General features: G+C 72.0%; 14 protein-coding genes. 5 read left to right on the forward strand and 9 right to left on the reverse strand.

Going from position 1 to position 15439, the window contains the following annotated elements; translation table 11 throughout:
* Positions 1-17: 17 nt before the first annotated feature.
* The 5 genes from ABUL08_RS26590 to ABUL08_RS26610 all read right to left on the reverse strand — a co-directional run bounded on the left by ABUL08_RS26590 (position 18) and on the right by ABUL08_RS26610 (position 5650).
* Complete coding sequence (locus tag ABUL08_RS26590) at positions 18-1403, reverse strand: GH1 family beta-glucosidase (RefSeq protein WP_350932758.1); 1386 nt, start codon at positions 1401-1403, stop codon at positions 18-20.
* Positions 1404-1462: 59 nt separating this feature from the next.
* The gene (locus ABUL08_RS26595) at positions 1463-2296 is read right to left on the reverse strand and encodes a carbohydrate ABC transporter permease (protein WP_350932760.1); all 834 of its coding nucleotides are present in this window, start codon (positions 2294-2296) and stop codon (positions 1463-1465) included.
* Positions 2296-3279: a carbohydrate ABC transporter permease gene (locus tag ABUL08_RS26600; protein ID WP_350932761.1), complete on the reverse strand. Its 984-nt coding sequence runs from the start codon at positions 3277-3279 to the stop codon at positions 2296-2298. The genes ABUL08_RS26595 and ABUL08_RS26600 overlap by 1 nt, the downstream gene beginning before the upstream one ends.
* 72 nt (positions 3280-3351) lie before the next feature.
* Positions 3352-4665 (reverse strand): ABC transporter substrate-binding protein, encoded by a 1314-nt coding sequence (locus ABUL08_RS26605; RefSeq protein WP_350932762.1) that lies wholly within the window; start codon positions 4663-4665, stop codon positions 3352-3354.
* Positions 4666-4891: 226 nt separating this feature from the next.
* On the reverse strand, positions 4892-5650 hold the full coding sequence (locus tag ABUL08_RS26610) for a maleylpyruvate isomerase family mycothiol-dependent enzyme (RefSeq protein WP_350932763.1): 759 nt from the start codon (positions 5648-5650) through the stop codon (positions 4892-4894).
* 70 nt (positions 5651-5720) lie between these two features.
* Here ABUL08_RS26610 and ABUL08_RS26615 point away from each other — a divergent pair, with 70 nt between their 5' ends.
* The gene (locus ABUL08_RS26615; RefSeq protein ID WP_350932764.1) at positions 5721-6812 is read left to right on the forward strand and encodes a UDP-N-acetylmuramate dehydrogenase; all 1092 of its coding nucleotides are present in this window, start codon (positions 5721-5723) and stop codon (positions 6810-6812) included.
* Positions 6813-6816: 4 nt separating this feature from the next.
* On the opposite strand, the gene ABUL08_RS26620 is transcribed toward ABUL08_RS26615, so the two are convergent.
* Positions 6817-7608, reverse strand: coding sequence for a class I SAM-dependent methyltransferase (locus tag ABUL08_RS26620; protein WP_350932765.1), 792 nt, complete (start codon positions 7606-7608; stop codon positions 6817-6819).
* A 2-nt stretch (positions 7609-7610) separates the two neighbouring features.
* Entirely contained in the window at positions 7611-8372 is a 762-nt protein-coding gene (locus ABUL08_RS26625) for an SDR family NAD(P)-dependent oxidoreductase (protein WP_350932766.1), read from the reverse strand.
* 171 nt (positions 8373-8543) lie between these two features.
* Between ABUL08_RS26625 and mshA the strand changes: the two genes are divergently transcribed.
* From mshA to ABUL08_RS26640, 3 genes are all read left to right on the forward strand, one after another.
* Complete coding sequence (gene mshA / locus ABUL08_RS26630) at positions 8544-9893, forward strand: D-inositol-3-phosphate glycosyltransferase (protein WP_350932768.1); 1350 nt, start codon at positions 8544-8546, stop codon at positions 9891-9893.
* A gap of 49 nt (positions 9894-9942) precedes the next feature.
* Positions 9943-10485 carry a type III secretion system chaperone family protein gene (locus ABUL08_RS26635; RefSeq protein WP_350932769.1) on the forward strand — a complete coding sequence of 181 codons (543 nt, stop codon included), beginning with the start codon at positions 9943-9945 and terminating at the stop codon, positions 10483-10485.
* A gap of 77 nt (positions 10486-10562) precedes the next feature.
* Positions 10563-11516: a hypothetical protein gene (locus ABUL08_RS26640; protein WP_377521836.1), complete on the forward strand. Its 954-nt coding sequence runs from the start codon at positions 10563-10565 to the stop codon at positions 11514-11516.
* A 358-nt stretch (positions 11517-11874) separates the two neighbouring features.
* Here the strand turns inward: ABUL08_RS26640 and ABUL08_RS26645 are convergent, their stop codons facing one another.
* Positions 11875-13134: an MFS transporter gene (locus ABUL08_RS26645; protein ID WP_350932770.1), complete on the reverse strand. Its 1260-nt coding sequence runs from the start codon at positions 13132-13134 to the stop codon at positions 11875-11877.
* Between the two features lie 80 nt (positions 13135-13214).
* Complete coding sequence (locus ABUL08_RS26650) at positions 13215-14495, reverse strand: MDR family MFS transporter (protein ID WP_350932771.1); 1281 nt, start codon at positions 14493-14495, stop codon at positions 13215-13217.
* A gap of 150 nt (positions 14496-14645) precedes the next feature.
* Between ABUL08_RS26650 and ABUL08_RS26655 the strand changes: the two genes are divergently transcribed.
* Positions 14646-15413: a phosphoglyceromutase gene (locus ABUL08_RS26655; protein WP_350932772.1), complete on the forward strand. Its 768-nt coding sequence runs from the start codon at positions 14646-14648 to the stop codon at positions 15411-15413.
* Positions 15414-15439 lie beyond the last annotated feature (26 nt).

The raw sequence follows: 15439 nt of genomic DNA on the forward strand, positions 1-15439 counted from the left end.
CCGTTACCACCACCTCGTCACAGCCCGTTCCGGGCGATCACCTCCCGGTACCAGCGGGCACTTTCCTTCGGTGTGCGCCGCTGGGTCAGGTAGTCGACGTGGACAATTCCGAACCGCTTCCGGTAGCCCTCGGCCCATTCGAAGTTGTCCAGCAACGACCATACGAGATAACCCCGAACATCCACCCCTCGGGCGATGGCCTCGTGCACCGCGCGCAGGTGCCCGTCGAGGTACGCCACCCGGTCGGTGTCGGCCACCCAGCCGGTCCCGTCGGGACCCTCGGTGCCCGTCTTGTCCGGGAACGCCCCACCATTCTCGGTGATCATCAACGGCAGACCCGGGTAGTCGGTGGCGATCCGCTCCAGCAGCCGGGTCAGACCGGCGGGCTCGATCATCCAGCCCATCTCGGTCAGCGGCCCCACCGGTGGCAGGAACTCCACCACCCCGGCCGTGCCCGGATAGGCGCTGCCGCCGGCCCCGCCCGGCTTACCGGCGACGTAGGTGGGGGAGTAGTAGTTGATGCCCAGCAGGTCGATCGGGGCCGCGATGATCTTCTCGTCCCCGTCCTGGACGAAGGTCGGCTCGACGTGCCGGGCGATGTGCTCCAGCACGTCGGCCGGGTAGCCACCGCCGGTCAGCGGGTCCAGGAAGATCCGGTTGTGCAGGCCGTCGACGAGGCGTACCGCGGCGAGGTCCGCCTCGCTCTGCGGGTCCGCCGGCTGCACGTCCGCCGGGTTGACCGTGACCCCGAGGGTCTGCACCCCGGCCGCCCGCAACGCCCGGGCCGCCAGGCCGTGACCCAGCAGCAGATGGTGTACGGCCGCGAAGGCCGCCCCGGCGTCCTGCTCGCCGGGGGCGTGCACCCCGTTGCCGTACCCCAGGTAGGCCGAGCACCACGGCTCGTTGAGCGTGGTCCAGGTGCGGACCCGGTCACCGAGCCGGGCGTGCACGGCGAGCGCGTAGTCGGCGAAGTGCTCGGCGGTGTCCCGGTTGGTCCAGCCGCCCCGGTCCTGGAGCGTCTGCGGCAGGTCCCAGTGGTAGAGCGTGACGACCGGGTCGATGCCCCGGTTGCCCAGCTCGTCCACCAGCTTGTCGTAGAAGTCCAGGCCGCGGGGGTTGACCGGCCCGGTGCCGTCGGGCTGGATCCGGGGCCAGGCGATCGAGAAGCGGTACGCCTGAAGGCCCAGCCCCGCCATCAGGGCCACGTCGTCGGCGTACCGGTGGTAGTGGTCGCAGGCCACGTCCCCGGTGTGCCCCTGGAAGACCTTCCCCGGGGTGCGGCTGAAGGTGTCCCAGATGGAGTCGCCCCGGCCGTCCGCCCGGGCCGCGCCCTCGATCTGGTACGCGGCGGTGGCCGCCCCCCAGACGAAGTTCTCGGGAAATCGCAGCTCATTCGCGCTCACGCTGGGCCTTTCTTCCGTTCGCGACTGCGGGGCTCGCAGAACCGGCTCACTCCTCGCGCTCACGCCTTGACCGCACCTTCCATGATGCCGCCGATGATCTGGCGGCCGAACACGATGAAGACCAGCAACAGGGGCAGGGTGGCGATGGCCGTCCCGGTGAACACCTGTGACATGTCCTGGTAGTACCCGTCGGACAGCGCCCGCAGCGAGAGCTGCACGGTCGGGTTCTCCGGGTCGTTGAGCACGGCGTACGGCCAGAGGAAGTCGTTCCAGGTGGTCATGAAGGTGAGCAGGCCGAGCACCGCGGCGGCGGGGCGCAGCGCCGGCAGCACCACGTTCCAGTAGATCCGGGCCGTGTTGCAGCCGTCCATCCGGGCCGCCTCGATCAGCTCGGTGCTGACCGCCTGGCCGGCGTACTGCCGCATCATGAACACCCCGAAGCCGGTCACCAGGGCCGGCACGATGACCGCCGGCAGCCGGTCGTTCCAGTTCAGCTTCGTCATCAGCATGTACAGCGGGATGACGCCGAGCTGGGTCGGCACCATCATGGTGGCGACGATCGTCAGCAGCAGCGCGTTGCGTCCCCGGAAGCGCAGCTTCGCGAAGGCGAACCCGGCCAGGGTGGAGAAGAAGACCACCGAGACGGTCACCGTGCCGGCCACGATCGCCGAGTTGATCAGACCGGTGAGGAAGTACGCGTCGGTGTTCTCGAACAGCCGGGCGATGTTGGCGCCGAGGTTGCCGCCCGGGGTGACCGGGGGTGGCACCTGTCCCATCGCGTCGCTGGTGCGGCTGGCCACCACGAACATCCAGTAGATCGGGAAGATCGACAGGAACGCGGTGAGGGTCAGCGCCAGGTACGTCAGTCGGCCGGCCGACCAGATCCGGGACATCAGTCCTCCCCCTTGACGCCGCCGCCGAGCCGGCGCAGCAGCAGTACGTTGATGGCCGCGACCACCGCGATCAGCGCGAAGAGCAGCCAGGCGATGGCCGAGCCGTAGCCGAAGTTGTAGTGCGGTGCGAAGGCGTTCTCGAACATGTACATCGTCACCGTCTGCGACTCGCGCAGCGGGCCGCCGCGGATCGCGTTGGTGCCGGAGTTGAAGAGGCGGGGCTCGGTGAAGAGCTGGAGCCCGCCGATGGTGGAGATGATGACCGCGAAGACGATCGTCGGCTTGAGCAGCGGCACGGTGATCGACCAGAACTGTCGCGATCGACTCGCACCGTCGATCGAGGCCGACTCGTACAGGTCGCGGGGGATGGACTGCATCGCGGCCAGGAAGATCAGCGCGTTGTAGCCGGTCCACCGCCAGTCGACCATGGTGGAGATGGCGGTCCAGGCGGCGAGGCGGTTCGCCTTCCAGTCGATCGCGGCGATGCCGACGTGGTCCAGCAGCCAGTTGATCATGCCGAACTCGCGGCCGAAGAGCACCGCGAAGACGATCGCCACGGCGGCGGTCGAGGTGACGTTCGGGATCAGCACCGCCATCCGCCAGGTGGTCCGGGCGCGGAGCTGGCGGTTGAGCAGGTTGGCCAGCCAGAGCGCGAGGAGCAGCTGCGGCACGGTGGAGATGACGAAGATGCCGAGGGTGTTGACGACCGAGTGCCAGAAGTCCGGGTCGGCCAGCAGCTGGGTGTAGTTGTCGAACCCGATGAAGGGGTGCTCGGCACCGAGCAGGTCCCAGTCGTGCAGCGAGACCCAGAACGTGTAGATCAGGGGGTAGATCCCGAACACCCCGAAGAGCAGGAAGAACGGGGCGATGTAGAGGTAGGGCGAGTACCGGGTGTCGAACCGGCTGAGCCGGGCGACCCGGGAGGGGCGGGGGGTGCGGTGCGCCGGTGCTGCCGGCGGCCGGGCGTCGAGCTGGACTGCCATGGCCCGTGACTCCTTTCCGCCGTGCGGGCGGTACCCCGTTGCCGGGGCCCGCCCGCACGCCTGGCTTCTCCGCTACTTGGCGGCGGCCTTCTTGGCGTTGTTGACCGCGTCGGTCCAGCCCTGCTCAGGGCTGCGCTGCCCCAGCTCGACGGTGCGGACGGCGTTCTCGACCTCGGTACGGACGGCCTGGTTCTTCGGGCCCATGTAGACCGGCTTCAGGCTCTTGGCGCCGGTGGCGAAGATCTGGCCCACCGGGGCGTCCGAGAAGTACGCGTTCTTCGAGTCGACGATCGCCGGGTCGTCGAGGGCCTGCGGCGAGGACGGCAGCGGACCCTTGGCCTTGAACGCCCCGATCTGGCCCTTGGCGCTGGTCAGGAACTTGGCCAGCTCGATCGCCTCGGCCTGGTGCTTGCCCTGCTTGGGCACGGCGAGGAACGAGCCGCCCCAGTTGCCGCCGTTGCCGGGGATCTTGGCGATGTCCCACTTGCCCTTGGCGGCCGGGCCGGCGTTGCCCTCGATGACACCGGTCATCCAGGCCGGGCAGGCGATGGTGGCGAACTTCGACTGCTTGAACGCCGACACCCACTCCTCGGACCAGGAGCCGTACTTGCCGGAGAGGCCGGAGTCGATGATGTCCAGCGTGGTGTCGTACGCCTGCTTGACGGCCGGGTTGCTGTCGACGACCAGGTTGTTGCTGGTGTCGTAGTAGCTGTAGCCGGTGCTGTTGCCGGCGGTCTGGAGCAGGATGGTGTTGAAGGTGTTGGTCGCGGCGTCGAGGAACGCGGTGCCGGTGTTCTTCGCCTTGTACTGCTCGCCGACCTTGATGTAGTCCTGCCAGGTGGGCCAGAGCTTGGAGACGGCGTCCCGGTCGGTCGGCAGGCCGGCCTTGGCGAAGAGGTCCTTGCGGTAGCACATGGCCATGCCGCCGACGTCGGTGCCGAGGCCGATCAGCTGCTTGCCGTCGGCGGTGAGGCCCTGGTTCCACTTCCAGTCGAGGAAGTTGCCCTTCAGGTCGGCCGCGCCGTGGTCCAGCAGGTTGACGAAGTTCTGCGGGTTGGCCTTGTACTCGACCAGCAGGCCTTCCTCGATGGCGACGACGTCGCCGGCGCCCTTGCCCGCCGCCAGCCACTGGGTCAGCTTCGGCGAGTACTCGTCGAGGTTGCTGCCGGTGCCCCGCTCGACGATCTTCACGTTGGGGTGGCTGGCCATGTACTCCTTGTACAGGTCGTCGTAGCCGAACTGGCCGAAGACGTCGACGGTCAGGGTGACCGGCCCGTCGGCGGCGGACTTGTCGTCGTCGCCGCCACCGCAGGCGGCGGTGCCGAGCAGTGCGGTGGTGGCGATGAGGGCCACCGCCGCCAGGCGGCGGCGCGTGAAGGTAGCCATCTCTTATCTGACCCCTCTTGGTCGTACGGGTGGTGGAGGTTGTTTCGCTTGACTCAGAGAGCGCTCTCACGAAAGGGTGGTCCCTGTCTCAATTTCTGTCAAGAGAGCGCTCTCAGACCGTTACCAAGAGGTTTCCGAGCGCGCCACGACGACGAAGAGTGGCCTTCCGACGGGGGAAGGCCACTCTCCGTGGTGCTCGGGAAGGGCGGGAACCCGCCCGGTCGGGTCAGCCCACCCGGAGGCCGTCCAGCAGGCGCGGATCGCCGCTCACCCCGAGGGTGTCGAAGCTGACCCGCCCCCACAGGGCCAGCAGCAGGTCGCTGGCGGTGCCACTGACCTGCGCCCGGGCGCGGTGGTCGTCGTGGTCGAGGATGGTGGCGGTGTCCAGCAGGGCGATCCCCTCGCCGCGCAGCCGCAGGTACCACTCCTGCGCGGCGTCGGTCGCGCTCAGCTGCACCACGCCGTGCCACTGGCCGGACGCCTTCCGCCGCCCGGCCGGCAGCCAGGTGTCCAGCACCTCGCTCACCCCGTCGGCCGCGAGCTTGGCCTCGATCGGCTCACCCGCGGCGATGGCGAGCTGGGCGTCCCAGCGGTGCACGGCCGTCTCGTGGGCCATCCGACGCGGCCAGAAGCCCGCCTTCTTCGGCTGCGGTGCCCAGTTCCAGGCCGGCGCCTCCGGGTCGAGCCCCTCCAGCAGCGCGATGAGCTGGTCGTACTCCTGCCGGTACCACTCGGCGGGGGTCAGCCCGGCCGGCACGTCGGGGTGCTGGCCGCGCTCCGGCGACACCGTCGAGCCGGAGCCGGCGACGCCCCGGACCCACGCGTAGACCCGGGCGAGGTGGGTGGCGAGGTCGGCGACCGTCCAGCCGGGACAGGACAGCACGGGTGTCTCCGGAGGCGCCTCGGCGACCGCGGCGGCGAAGGCGGGGCCCTCCGTCCGCAGCGCGCCGATCCAGAAGTCCTTCGTGCCGTGCAGTCTGCTCATCGCAATCCTCCCGGGGGTGACCGGGCCACCAGTGGGTGCCGCGGCTACCCCTCAGCCTAGGGTGAAAGGCGTGTCAGACGTCTACGCCGAACCGACGACCGGAGCCGACCCCACCGACCCGGCCACCCTGGCGAGATACACCACGCTCCGCCTCGGTGGCACCGCCGGCCGGTTGGAGACCGCCACCAGCACCGAGGAAATCGTACAAAAAGTACAGGAAGCGGAACGGCGGGACGACCCGGTCCTGCTCCTCGCGGGCGGCAGCAACGTGGTGATCGGCGACCAGGGCTTCCCCGGCACGGTCGTGCTGGTCCGCTCCCGGGGGCTGCGGGTGGTCACCGAGGAGGCCGACACCGTCACCGTACGGGTCGAGGCCGGCGAACCCTGGGACGACCTCGTCGCCGCCACCGTCGCCAACGGCTGGTCCGGCCTGGAGTGCCTCTCCGGCATCCCCGGCTCCGCCGGTGCCACCCCGATCCAGAACGTCGGGGCCTACGGCCAGGAGGTCGCCGAGACCATCACCGCCGTGCAGGTGTACGACCGCCACGACGGGACCGTCGGCCGGATCGACGCGGCCGACTGCGGCTTCGCCTACCGGGGCAGCATCTTCAAGTACAGCGACCGCTGGGTGGTGCTCTCGGTCGACTTCCGGCTGACCCGCTCCCCGCTCTCCGGCCCGGTCCGCTACGCCGAACTGGCCCGCGCGCTCGGCGTCGAGGTCGGCGACCGGGTGCCGCTGGCCGACGCCCGGGCCACCGTGCTGCGGCTGCGCGCCGGCAAGGGCATGGTGCTCGACGGCGCCGACCCGGACACCTGGTCGGTCGGCTCGTTCTTCACCAACCCGGTCCTCGACCGCGAGGCGTACGAGTTGTTCCGGGAGCGCGCGGCGGACCTGGGCGAGCCGCCGTCCTGGCCGGGAGCCGGCGACATGGTCAAGATCAGTGCGGCGTGGCTGATCGACAAGGCCGGCTTCGCCAAGGGCCACCCCGGCCCGGAGGGGGTGGCCATCTCCAGCAAACACACCCTCGCCCTCACCAACCACACCGGCCGGGCCAGCACCGCGGCCCTGGTCGCCCTGGCCCGCGAGATCCGCGACGGCGTCCATGACCGCTTCGGCGTCACCCTCCACCCCGAACCCGTCCTCGTCAACTGCACCATCTGACCGGTCAATCGGGCGGGGCGGGGGCCACCGCGGGCCAGGGGAGGGTCAGTTCGCCCCGACGCCAGCGGCGGGGGCGGTCGAGGACGGGCCAGCCCTGGGCGCGTACGGCGCGGACCGTCTCCACCCAGCGGTGGCGCGGGCCGAACGGGGCGTAGCCGGCGGCGGCCTGCCAGGCGTCGTCGAGGGCGCGGATCAGGTCGTGCACGCGCTCACCGGGCACGTTGCGGTGGATCAGCGCCTTGGGCAGGCGTTCGGCGAGCTGGGCCGGGCTCTCTAGCGTCCCCAGCCGGGCGGCCAGGGTCAACGTGCGCGGGCCCGCCGCGTCGAGCAGCACCCAACTGCCCAGCCGGCCCAGCTCGTCGCAGGTCCCCTCGACCAGCAGCCCGCCCGGCGCGAGCCGGTCGGTGACCGTACGCCAGGCGTCGGTGACCTCGGACTCGTCGTACTGGCGCAGCACGTTGAACGCGCGGACCAGGGCGGGACGTCGCCCGGCCAGCTCGAACCCGCCCCGGTAGAAGGTCAGCCACGGCGGGTCGGCGGCGGGCTCGGCGGCGGCGACGCGTACCGGATCGATCTCTAGCCCGACCACCCGGACGTCGGCGCGGACCCCGGCCGCCAGCCGGGCCCGCAGCTCGACGGCGGTGACCGGGGTGGCGCCGTAGCCCAGGTCGACCACCAGCGGGTCGGCCGCCGACCGCAGCGCGTCCCCGCAGGTCTCGACGATCCAGTTGTCCACCCGGCGCAACCGGTTGGGGTTCGTCGTCCCCCGGGTGACCACCCCGAGCGGCCGCTGCACGGCTAGACCCGGTGCACCTTGTGCTGGGCGGCCTGGGCCAGCGGGCGCACCACCAGCCGGTCCACATTGACGTGGTGCGGACGGGTGGCGCACCAGGCGATGCAGTCGGCCACGTCGTCGGCGACCAACGGCTCGGCCACCCCGGCGTAGACGGCGGCGGCCCGCTCGGCGTCGCCGTCGAATCGGACCAGGCCGAACTCGTCGGTCTTCACCATCCCGGGGTCGATCTCGATCACCCGGACCGGTCGGCCGGAGAGTTCGAGCCGCAGCGTCCCGGCCATCGCCGTCTGCGCGTGCTTCGCGGCCGTGTAGCCGCCGCCACCCTCGTAGACGGTGAAGCCGGCGGTGGAGCTGACGATCACGACGGTGCCGGCGCCGGAGGCCACCAGTGCGGGCAGCAGCGCCTGGGTGACCCGGAGCGTGCCGAGCACGTTCACGTCGTACATCCACTGCCAGTCGCCCACCGAGCCGGACTCCACCGGGTCCAGGCCGCGGGCCCCGCCGGCGTTGTTGACCAGCAGCGTGACCGGGCCCGGCGCCGCGGTGGCGGCCTCGGCCAGGCCGGCGACCGACTCGTCGGAGGTGACGTCGCAGGCCACCGCGGTCGCGCTGCCGCCGGCCGCCTCGATCTCGGCGACCAGCGCGGTCAGCCGGTCGGCACGCCGCGCGGCGGCGAGTACGTGGAAACCCTCGGCGGCCAGCCGGCGGGCGGTGGCCGCACCGATCCCGCTGGACGCCCCGGTGACGATAGCGACTGAGCTCATCCGGCCATTCTCTCCCGGCCCTGTTCCCCGTGCCGTGATGAGGTCCGTCACGCCCGGGGGCCGGCGGCACGCATTTCCGAAGCCCGATGGGGAAGATGACATCCGGCGCGGAGGTTGACCGAGGAGCGCCGGTCGTGCGGGACGGCATCAACCGTGACAGAGGGAGCGGACGTGGCGGAGTTGCACACCGGTGTCGGTCGTCAGCGAGGTGCCCTGCCGTGGCCCCGGCCCCGGCGGATCGCCACGGTCTCCGTGCACACCTCGCCGCTGCACCAACCCGGCACGGGCGACGCCGGCGGGATGAACGTCTACATCCTGGAGGTGGCCCGCCGGCTGGCCGAGGCCGACGTCGAGGTGGAGATCTTCACCCGGGCCACGTCCGGTGACCTGCCCCCGGTGGTCGAGATGGCACCCGGCGTGCACGTCCGGCACGTCACCGCCGGCCCGCTGGAGGGGCTGACCAAGGAGGAGCTGCCCGGCCAGCTCTGTGCCTTCACCGCCGGCGTGCTCCGCGCCGAGGCGGCCCGCCCGCCGGGCCACTACGACCTGATCCACTCGCACTACTGGCTCTCCGGCCAGGTCGGCTGGCTGGCCAAGGAGCGCTGGGGGGTGCCGCTGGTGCACACCGCGCACACCCTGGCCAAGGTGAAGAACGCCCAGCTCGCCGCCGGTGACCGGCCCGAGCCGAAGGCCCGGGTGATCGGCGAGGAGCAGGTGGTCGCCGAGGCCGACCGGCTGGTCGCCAACACCCGGGTGGAGGCCCGCGACCTGCTCGACCGCTACGACGCCGACCCCGCCCGGGTCGCCGTGGTGGAGCCCGGCGTCGACCTGGACCGGTTCCGCCCGGCCGCCGGGGATCGGCAGCGCGCCGCGCTCGCCGCTCGCCGCCGGCTCGGGCTGCCCACCGACGGTTACGTGGTGGCCTTCGTCGGCCGGATCCAGCCGCTCAAGGCCCCCGACGTGCTGATCCGGGCGGTCGCCGCGCTGCGCGAGCGGGATCCCGCGCTGGCCGACGAGCTGACCGTGGTGATCTGCGGCGGCCCCAGCGGCACCGGTCTGGACCGGCCGACCGCGCTGATCGAGCTGGCCGCCTCGCTGGGTGTCGCCGACCGGGTGCGGTTCCTGCCGCCGCAGACCGGCGACGACCTGCCGGCGCTCTACCGGGCCGCCGACCTGGTGGCGGTGCCGTCGTACAACGAGTCGTTCGGGCTGGTCGCGCTGGAGGCGCAGGCCTGCGGTACGCCGGTGCTGGCCGCTGCCGTCGGTGGTCTGGTCACCGCCGTCCGGGACGACGTGAGCGGGGTGCTCATCGACGGCCACGACCCGGTCGACTGGGCCCGTACGCTCGCGAAGCTGCTGCCGGACCGGGTGAGCCGGGCGGCCCTGGGCCGCGGTGCCGAGCGGCACGCGCGCGACTTCTCCTGGCACCGGACGGTCTCCGGCCTGCTCGCCGTCTACGGCGAGGCGATCGCCGAGCACCGTGGCCGGCTCGCCAACCGGCTCGCTGCCTGCTCCTGGTGAGCGACGGCGTGCGGGGCGCGGTGGGGACACCGGTCGTAGAGTGGGTGCGATGAGCCGTAGCAGTGAGGTCGCCGCCCTGATCGAGTCCGTCTGCGCCGAGCGGGAACTGGAGTGGGAGTCCACCGGCGAGGCGTCGTACGCGGTGACCCTGCCGGGGACGCACAAGCTCAAGACGATCTGCAACCTGATCGTCGGCGAGCACGCGCTGCGGGTCGAGGCGTTCGTGATGCGCCAGCCCGACGAGCGCCGCGAGGAGTTGTGGGCCTGGCTGCTGCAGCGCAACGCCCGGATGTACGGCGTCTCCTTCTCCATCGACACCGTCGGCGACGTCTATCTGACCGGCCGGGTCAACCTGGCCGGGGTGGACGAGGCGGAGCTGGACCGGCTGCTGGGCGCGGTCCTCACCTACTCCGACGAGTCCTTCGACACGATGCTGGAGATCGGCTTCGGCAGCTCGATCCGCCGGGAGTGGGAGTGGCGGGTCAAGCGGGGCGAGTCGACGGCCAACCTGGCCGCGTTCGCGCACCTCTTCGAGCCGTCGGGGCAGGCGCAGAGCGTTCCGACGCCCGCCGGAGGTTCGGACCCGTCCTGACGGGTATGCCGCACCGCGCGGTGCGGCACTGGGATCCACCGCGCGCCGAGGACGGACTGTCGAGGAGCGTGTGTCCCATGGCTCAGCGCAACAGCTCAGGTCGCGGCGCGACTGCGACCAGGACCAAGCGGCAAGCCGGCAACCAGACCCCGGGCACGCCGGGGGTCTCCGAGTCCGAGATCTCGCGGATGAAGGTCGACGACATCCGGGGCCAGCTCCGGCGCCGCGGGGTGTCAGGCATCTCCGCCCTGCGCAAGCCGGAGCTGGTGAAGACCCTGGCCCGATCGCTGCGGTCGGAGGGTCGGGCTGGCGGGGCCGCCCGCGGGAGCAGTGGTCCGGCGGGCCGGGCGTCCGCGACGAAGAAGACGACCGCGGCGAAGAAGACCGCGGGGGCCCGCAAGAGCGCGCCGTCCCGGGCCAAGGCGGCACCCGCCGCGAAGGCGTCCGGGGCGCGGGCCAAGGCCACCCCGGCCGCGAAGGCGTCGGGCGCGCGGGCGAAGGCCGCACCGGGCCGCAAGGCCGCCCCGGCGAAGAAGGCGGCCCCGTCCCGGTCCCGCACCGCGACGACCGCTCGGACGGCCTCCGCCAGGGCCGGGGGTACGCGCGCCGCGCCGGCGAGGGCCGCCGCACCCGCGACGGCAGGTACGGCGATGCGGACGCCGGTCCGGACCGGCCGGTCCTCCGCCCGTTCGGTGTCGTCGTCCCAGCAGATCACCTCCCTGTCCGATCGTCCGGAGCGTCCGGGTCGGAGCCTGGTGACGGCGAACCACGAGGTGATCCAGCGCTGGGCGCGGGCCCGGAACGCCAAACCGGCCACCATCGCCGGCACCGAGCGGGAGGGTCGGCCGGGGGTGCTGACGTTCAACATCCCCGGTTACCGGGAGAGCAGCCGGATCCGGGAGATCAGCTGGGACGACTGGTTCCGCACGTTCGACTCGCGCGGACTGAACCTGATCTACCAGGAGCAGCTGCGTGACGGTCGGCAGAGCAACTTCTTCCGTACCGAGAACCCGGATCGCGAGGACGGCTGAGGTTTACCGGAATGGTCGACGGGAACCCGCTGTTGGCAGACGCGAGGCCCGGAGCAGGAACAGTCGGATCCCGGACACCGGTGCTGTGACGGGCGAGACAGCGATCTGGGTTGAATCCGGAAACCGGGCGAACTAACTTTATTGCACCGCGCCACGCTTGTAATCGTTCGGGGGAGCGGCGGATCGATCAGATCCGCGCAAGCGAGGTGCGAAGGAACGAGTGGGGCACGCCGTTGGGGGACGGTGCCACTCGTTGAACCGGCGGCGCGAGCGGGCGACGCTTACGGGGGTGAGGGTCGCCCGCCGCCGCCGGGTGCACGGCGCGAGCGCCCACCACGACGGGGGTCGAGGTGGGCGCTCAGCGCCGTCCAGACCCGGACACCGCTTCGGGCCGCTGCGGCCGTAGCGCGTGGCGGGTGGCGACCCGGCGTTCGCGGGCCGGGCCGGCGAACAGGTGGCCGACCGCCGCCACCACGCCGAGGCCGCCGACGACGAGCCAGTGCCGTTCGCCGAGGTGCTGGAGGCTGAGCCCGCCGAGCGCCGGTGCCACGAACGAGGCCGCCGGGAAGGTCAGATAGAAGACCGACTGATAGCGGGCGCGCAGTTCCGGCGGGGCCAGCTCGGCGTTGATCTGGGCGTTCGGCGGTGCGGCGAGCATCGAGCCGATCGTCCAGACCACCGCCGCACCCAGATAGACCGGCAGGTCGTCGGCGAGCGCCAGCGCGCCGAAGCCGAGCGCCATCAGCCCGGTCGAGACCGACAGCACGGTCGCCTTCCGGTACCCCTCGATCAGCCGGGGCACGAAGAGCTGCCCGAGCACGATCAGCGTCCCGCCCAGCGCCACCACCACCCCGTACGCCGAGGGGCCCAGGCCGTCGGCGCGCATCGCCAGCGGCATGATCGTCGACGTCTGCATGGTCAGCACGGCCAGCACGAAGGTCAGCGCGACGAAGACCAGGAAGGTGCGGTCGGTCAGCGCGGTGGCCAGCCCCGGCCGGCGAACCGCCGCCGGGGCCGCCGGGCGATGGCGGGGCAGGGTCTCGGGGACCTTCACCGCGATGATCACGGCGGCGGCGAGGGTGGCGGCGGCGTCGACCAGGAAGAGCGCCAGGAAGCTCGCCTCGGCGAGCACCCCGGCCAGCAGCGAGGCGACCGCCATGCCGAGGTTGAACGCCCAGAACTGCAGGTTGAACGCGCGCGAGCGGCGGCTCTCCGGCACCACGTCGACGATCGCCGCCACGAAGGCGGGGCTGGGCATCGAGTGCAGCACCCCGACCAGCGCGGCGAGCACCGCGATCACCCCCAACTGCCGGCTGAAGGCGAGCGCGGTCATCAGTCCGGCCGCGCCGAGGTGGGCGGCGAGCAGGGTTGCCCGGCGGCCCCACCGGTCGGCGAGCACCCCGCCGAGCAGCACCCCGACCGCCCCGCCCGCCCCGTACGCCCCGACCACCGCCCCCGCGAGGGACTCGGACGCGCCGCGCGCATCGGTGAGGTAGAGCGAGAGGAAGAGCACCGCGAACGCGCCGGCCCGGTTGACCAGCAGGCCGGACCAGAGGTACCAGAAGGGGGCGGGGAGGCCGCCGGCCGTGTCGTCCCACCAGCGCCGCAGGCCGCGCACCCGTCCTCCAGGAAGGTTTGTTGACTGTTACGCCTCCGACGGTAGAGCGGGCGGCCGGTCCGCGCGACGGCGGGGCGTACTCAGGAGGCGGCCGGGACCGGTGCGGGCGCGGCTGCCGGCGGGACGACGGCGACCGGGGCGGCCGGGGCGCGCAGTGCGGTGGCCCGCCGTTCGCGGGCCGGGCCGGAGACCAGGTGGGCGACCGCCGCGAGGCCACCGATCACGGCGCAGCCCAGCCAGAGCGCGCTGTTGCCGGCGTGCTCCCGGACCAGGCCGCCGAGGACCGGGCCGACCGCTGCGGCCGCCTGCCAGGAGAGGGAGAAGACGCCCTGGTAGCGACCGCGCAGCGCGGCCGGGGAGAGTTCGGCGATCAGCGTCGCGTTGGAGGGCGAGTTGAGCATCTCGCCGACCGTCCAGATCAGCACGGTGAGGCCGTAGAACCAGGCGCCGTCGGCGAAGGCGGTCAGGCCGAAGCCGACGCCCATCACCACGGAGGCCAGCGCCAGCACGTGCGACCGGCTCCGACCTCGGATGAGCCGGGGTACGAAGAGCTGGCCGGCGACGATCAGCACGCCGTTGAGCGCGATCACCGAGCCGTAGGTGGCGGGGGAGAGGCCGGAGTCGCCCATCGCGATCGGCAGCATCGAGATGTGCTGGAGGAAGACCAGTGCGGCGAAGAGGTTGAGCAGCACGAAGCCGAGGAAGACCCGGTCGGCGAGGATGGTCCGCAGCGCGCCCGGCTCCCCCGTACGGACGGTCACCGTGGCGGTGACCGTCCGGGTCTCCCGTACCCGGGTGAAGATGATCAGCGCGGTGACCAGGGTGGTGGCCGCGTCGACCACGAAGAGCAGCAGGTAGCCGGCCTGAGCGGCGAGCCCGGCGAGCACCGCGGCGCAGGCGAAGCCGAGGTTGATCGCCCAGTAGTTCAGGGAGAAGGCGCGCAGCCGGTCCTTCGCCGGCACGACGTCGATCATCATGGCGCCGAACGCGGGGCGGGCCGCCTCGGCGAAGAGCCCGAGCAGCAGGGCGCCCGCCGCGACCGTCCAGAGGGGTCGGGCGAAGCCGAGGGCGAGCATCATGGCCGCCGCGCCCACGTGCGCGGTGAGCAGGGTGGGTCGCCGTCCCCACCGGTCGGTGAGGGTGCCCCCGACGGTGGTGCCGACCGCGCCGCCGACGCCCCACAGCCCCAGCACCAGGCCGGCCTGGGAGGGGGAGAAGCCGCGTTCCCGGGTGAGATAGATGGCGAGGAAGACCAGCACGAACGAGCCGAGCCGGTTGACCAGGGTGCCGGTCCACAGATACCAGAAGGCCCTGGGCAGGCCGCCTGTCGTGTCCCGGAACCAGCTCCGTACCGTCCGCATCCGACGCCCCCGCTTCGGTAATGACCGATGTAACCCCAGCGCCTTACAACCTAGTGCCGGGGCGGATCGGCGGTCACCGGCTTTTCCACGTGGTGGTCGTCACGACCGGTCCCCGCGTGTCCGCCGACGACGTGCGGCAGGATGATCGGCATGACTGCGAGCGAAGGGCCCACCGTCGGGACGCTGGTCCTGCTGCGGCACGGCGAGAGCGACTGGAACGCGAAGAACCTCTTCACCGGCTGGGTGGACGTCGACCTGACCGCGAAGGGCGAGGCGGAGGCGCGGCGCGGCGGCGAACTGCTGCGCGAGCACAGCCTGCTGCCGGACGTGGTGCACACCAGCGTGATGCGCCGGGCGATCCGCACGGCCGAGCTGGCGCTGAACGCCGCCGACCGGCACTGGATCGCGGTGCGCCGGTCGTGGCGGCTCAACGAGCGCCACTACGGCGCCCTCCAGGGCAAGAACAAGAAGCAGACCCTCGACGAGTACGGCGAGGAGCAGTTCATGCTCTGGCGCCGGTCGTACGACACCCCGCCGCCGCCGATCGCCGACGACGACGAGTTCTCCCAGGTCGGCGACCCTCGGTACAAGCTGCTGCCCAGCGAGCTGATGCCGCGTACCGAGTGCCTCAAGGACGTCGTCGAGCGGATGCTGCCCTACTGGTACGACTCGATCGTGCCGGACATCCTGGCCGGCCGGACGGTGCTGGTGGCGGCGCACGGCAACTCGCTGCGCGCCCTGGTCAAGCACCTCGACCAGATCTCCGACGAGGCGATCGCCAAGCTCAACATCCCCACCGGCATCCCGCTGCGCTACGACCTCGACCCGCAGCTGCGCCCGCAGGTCCTCGGCGGCACCTACCTGGACCCGGAGGCCGCCAAGGCCGCCGCCGCCGCGGTCGCCAACCAGGGCCGCTGACCCGTACGACGAAGGCCCCCCGGACG

It is taken from the genome of Micromonospora sp. CCTCC AA 2012012, from assembly GCF_040499845.1.
Classification (GTDB): Bacteria; Actinomycetota; Actinomycetes; order Mycobacteriales; family Micromonosporaceae; genus Micromonospora; species Micromonospora mangrovi.

What these genes read in the sequence shown, in the direction of transcription:
- ABUL08_RS26655 (WP_350932772.1), top strand. Translation starts at nt 14,646, where the DNA reads ATGACTGCGAGCGAAGGGCCCACCGTCGGGACGCTGGTCCTGCTGCGG.
- ABUL08_RS26640 (WP_377521836.1), top strand. Translation starts at nt 10,563, where the DNA reads ATGGCTCAGCGCAACAGCTCAGGTCGCGGCGCGACTGCGACCAGGACC.
- ABUL08_RS26610 (WP_350932763.1), bottom strand. Translation starts at nt 5,650, where the DNA reads ATGAGCAGACTGCACGGCACGAAGGACTTCTGGATCGGCGCGCTGCGG.
- ABUL08_RS26600 (WP_350932761.1), bottom strand. Translation starts at nt 3,279, where the DNA reads ATGGCAGTCCAGCTCGACGCCCGGCCGCCGGCAGCACCGGCGCACCGC.
- ABUL08_RS26605 (WP_350932762.1), bottom strand. Translation starts at nt 4,665, where the DNA reads ATGGCTACCTTCACGCGCCGCCGCCTGGCGGCGGTGGCCCTCATCGCC.
- ABUL08_RS26650 (WP_350932771.1), bottom strand. Translation starts at nt 14,495, where the DNA reads ATGCGGACGGTACGGAGCTGGTTCCGGGACACGACAGGCGGCCTGCCC.
- ABUL08_RS26635 (WP_350932769.1), top strand. Translation starts at nt 9,943, where the DNA reads ATGAGCCGTAGCAGTGAGGTCGCCGCCCTGATCGAGTCCGTCTGCGCC.
- ABUL08_RS26625 (WP_350932766.1), bottom strand. Translation starts at nt 8,372, where the DNA reads ATGAGCTCAGTCGCTATCGTCACCGGGGCGTCCAGCGGGATCGGTGCG.
- ABUL08_RS26595 (WP_350932760.1), bottom strand. Translation starts at nt 2,296, where the DNA reads ATGTCCCGGATCTGGTCGGCCGGCCGACTGACGTACCTGGCGCTGACC.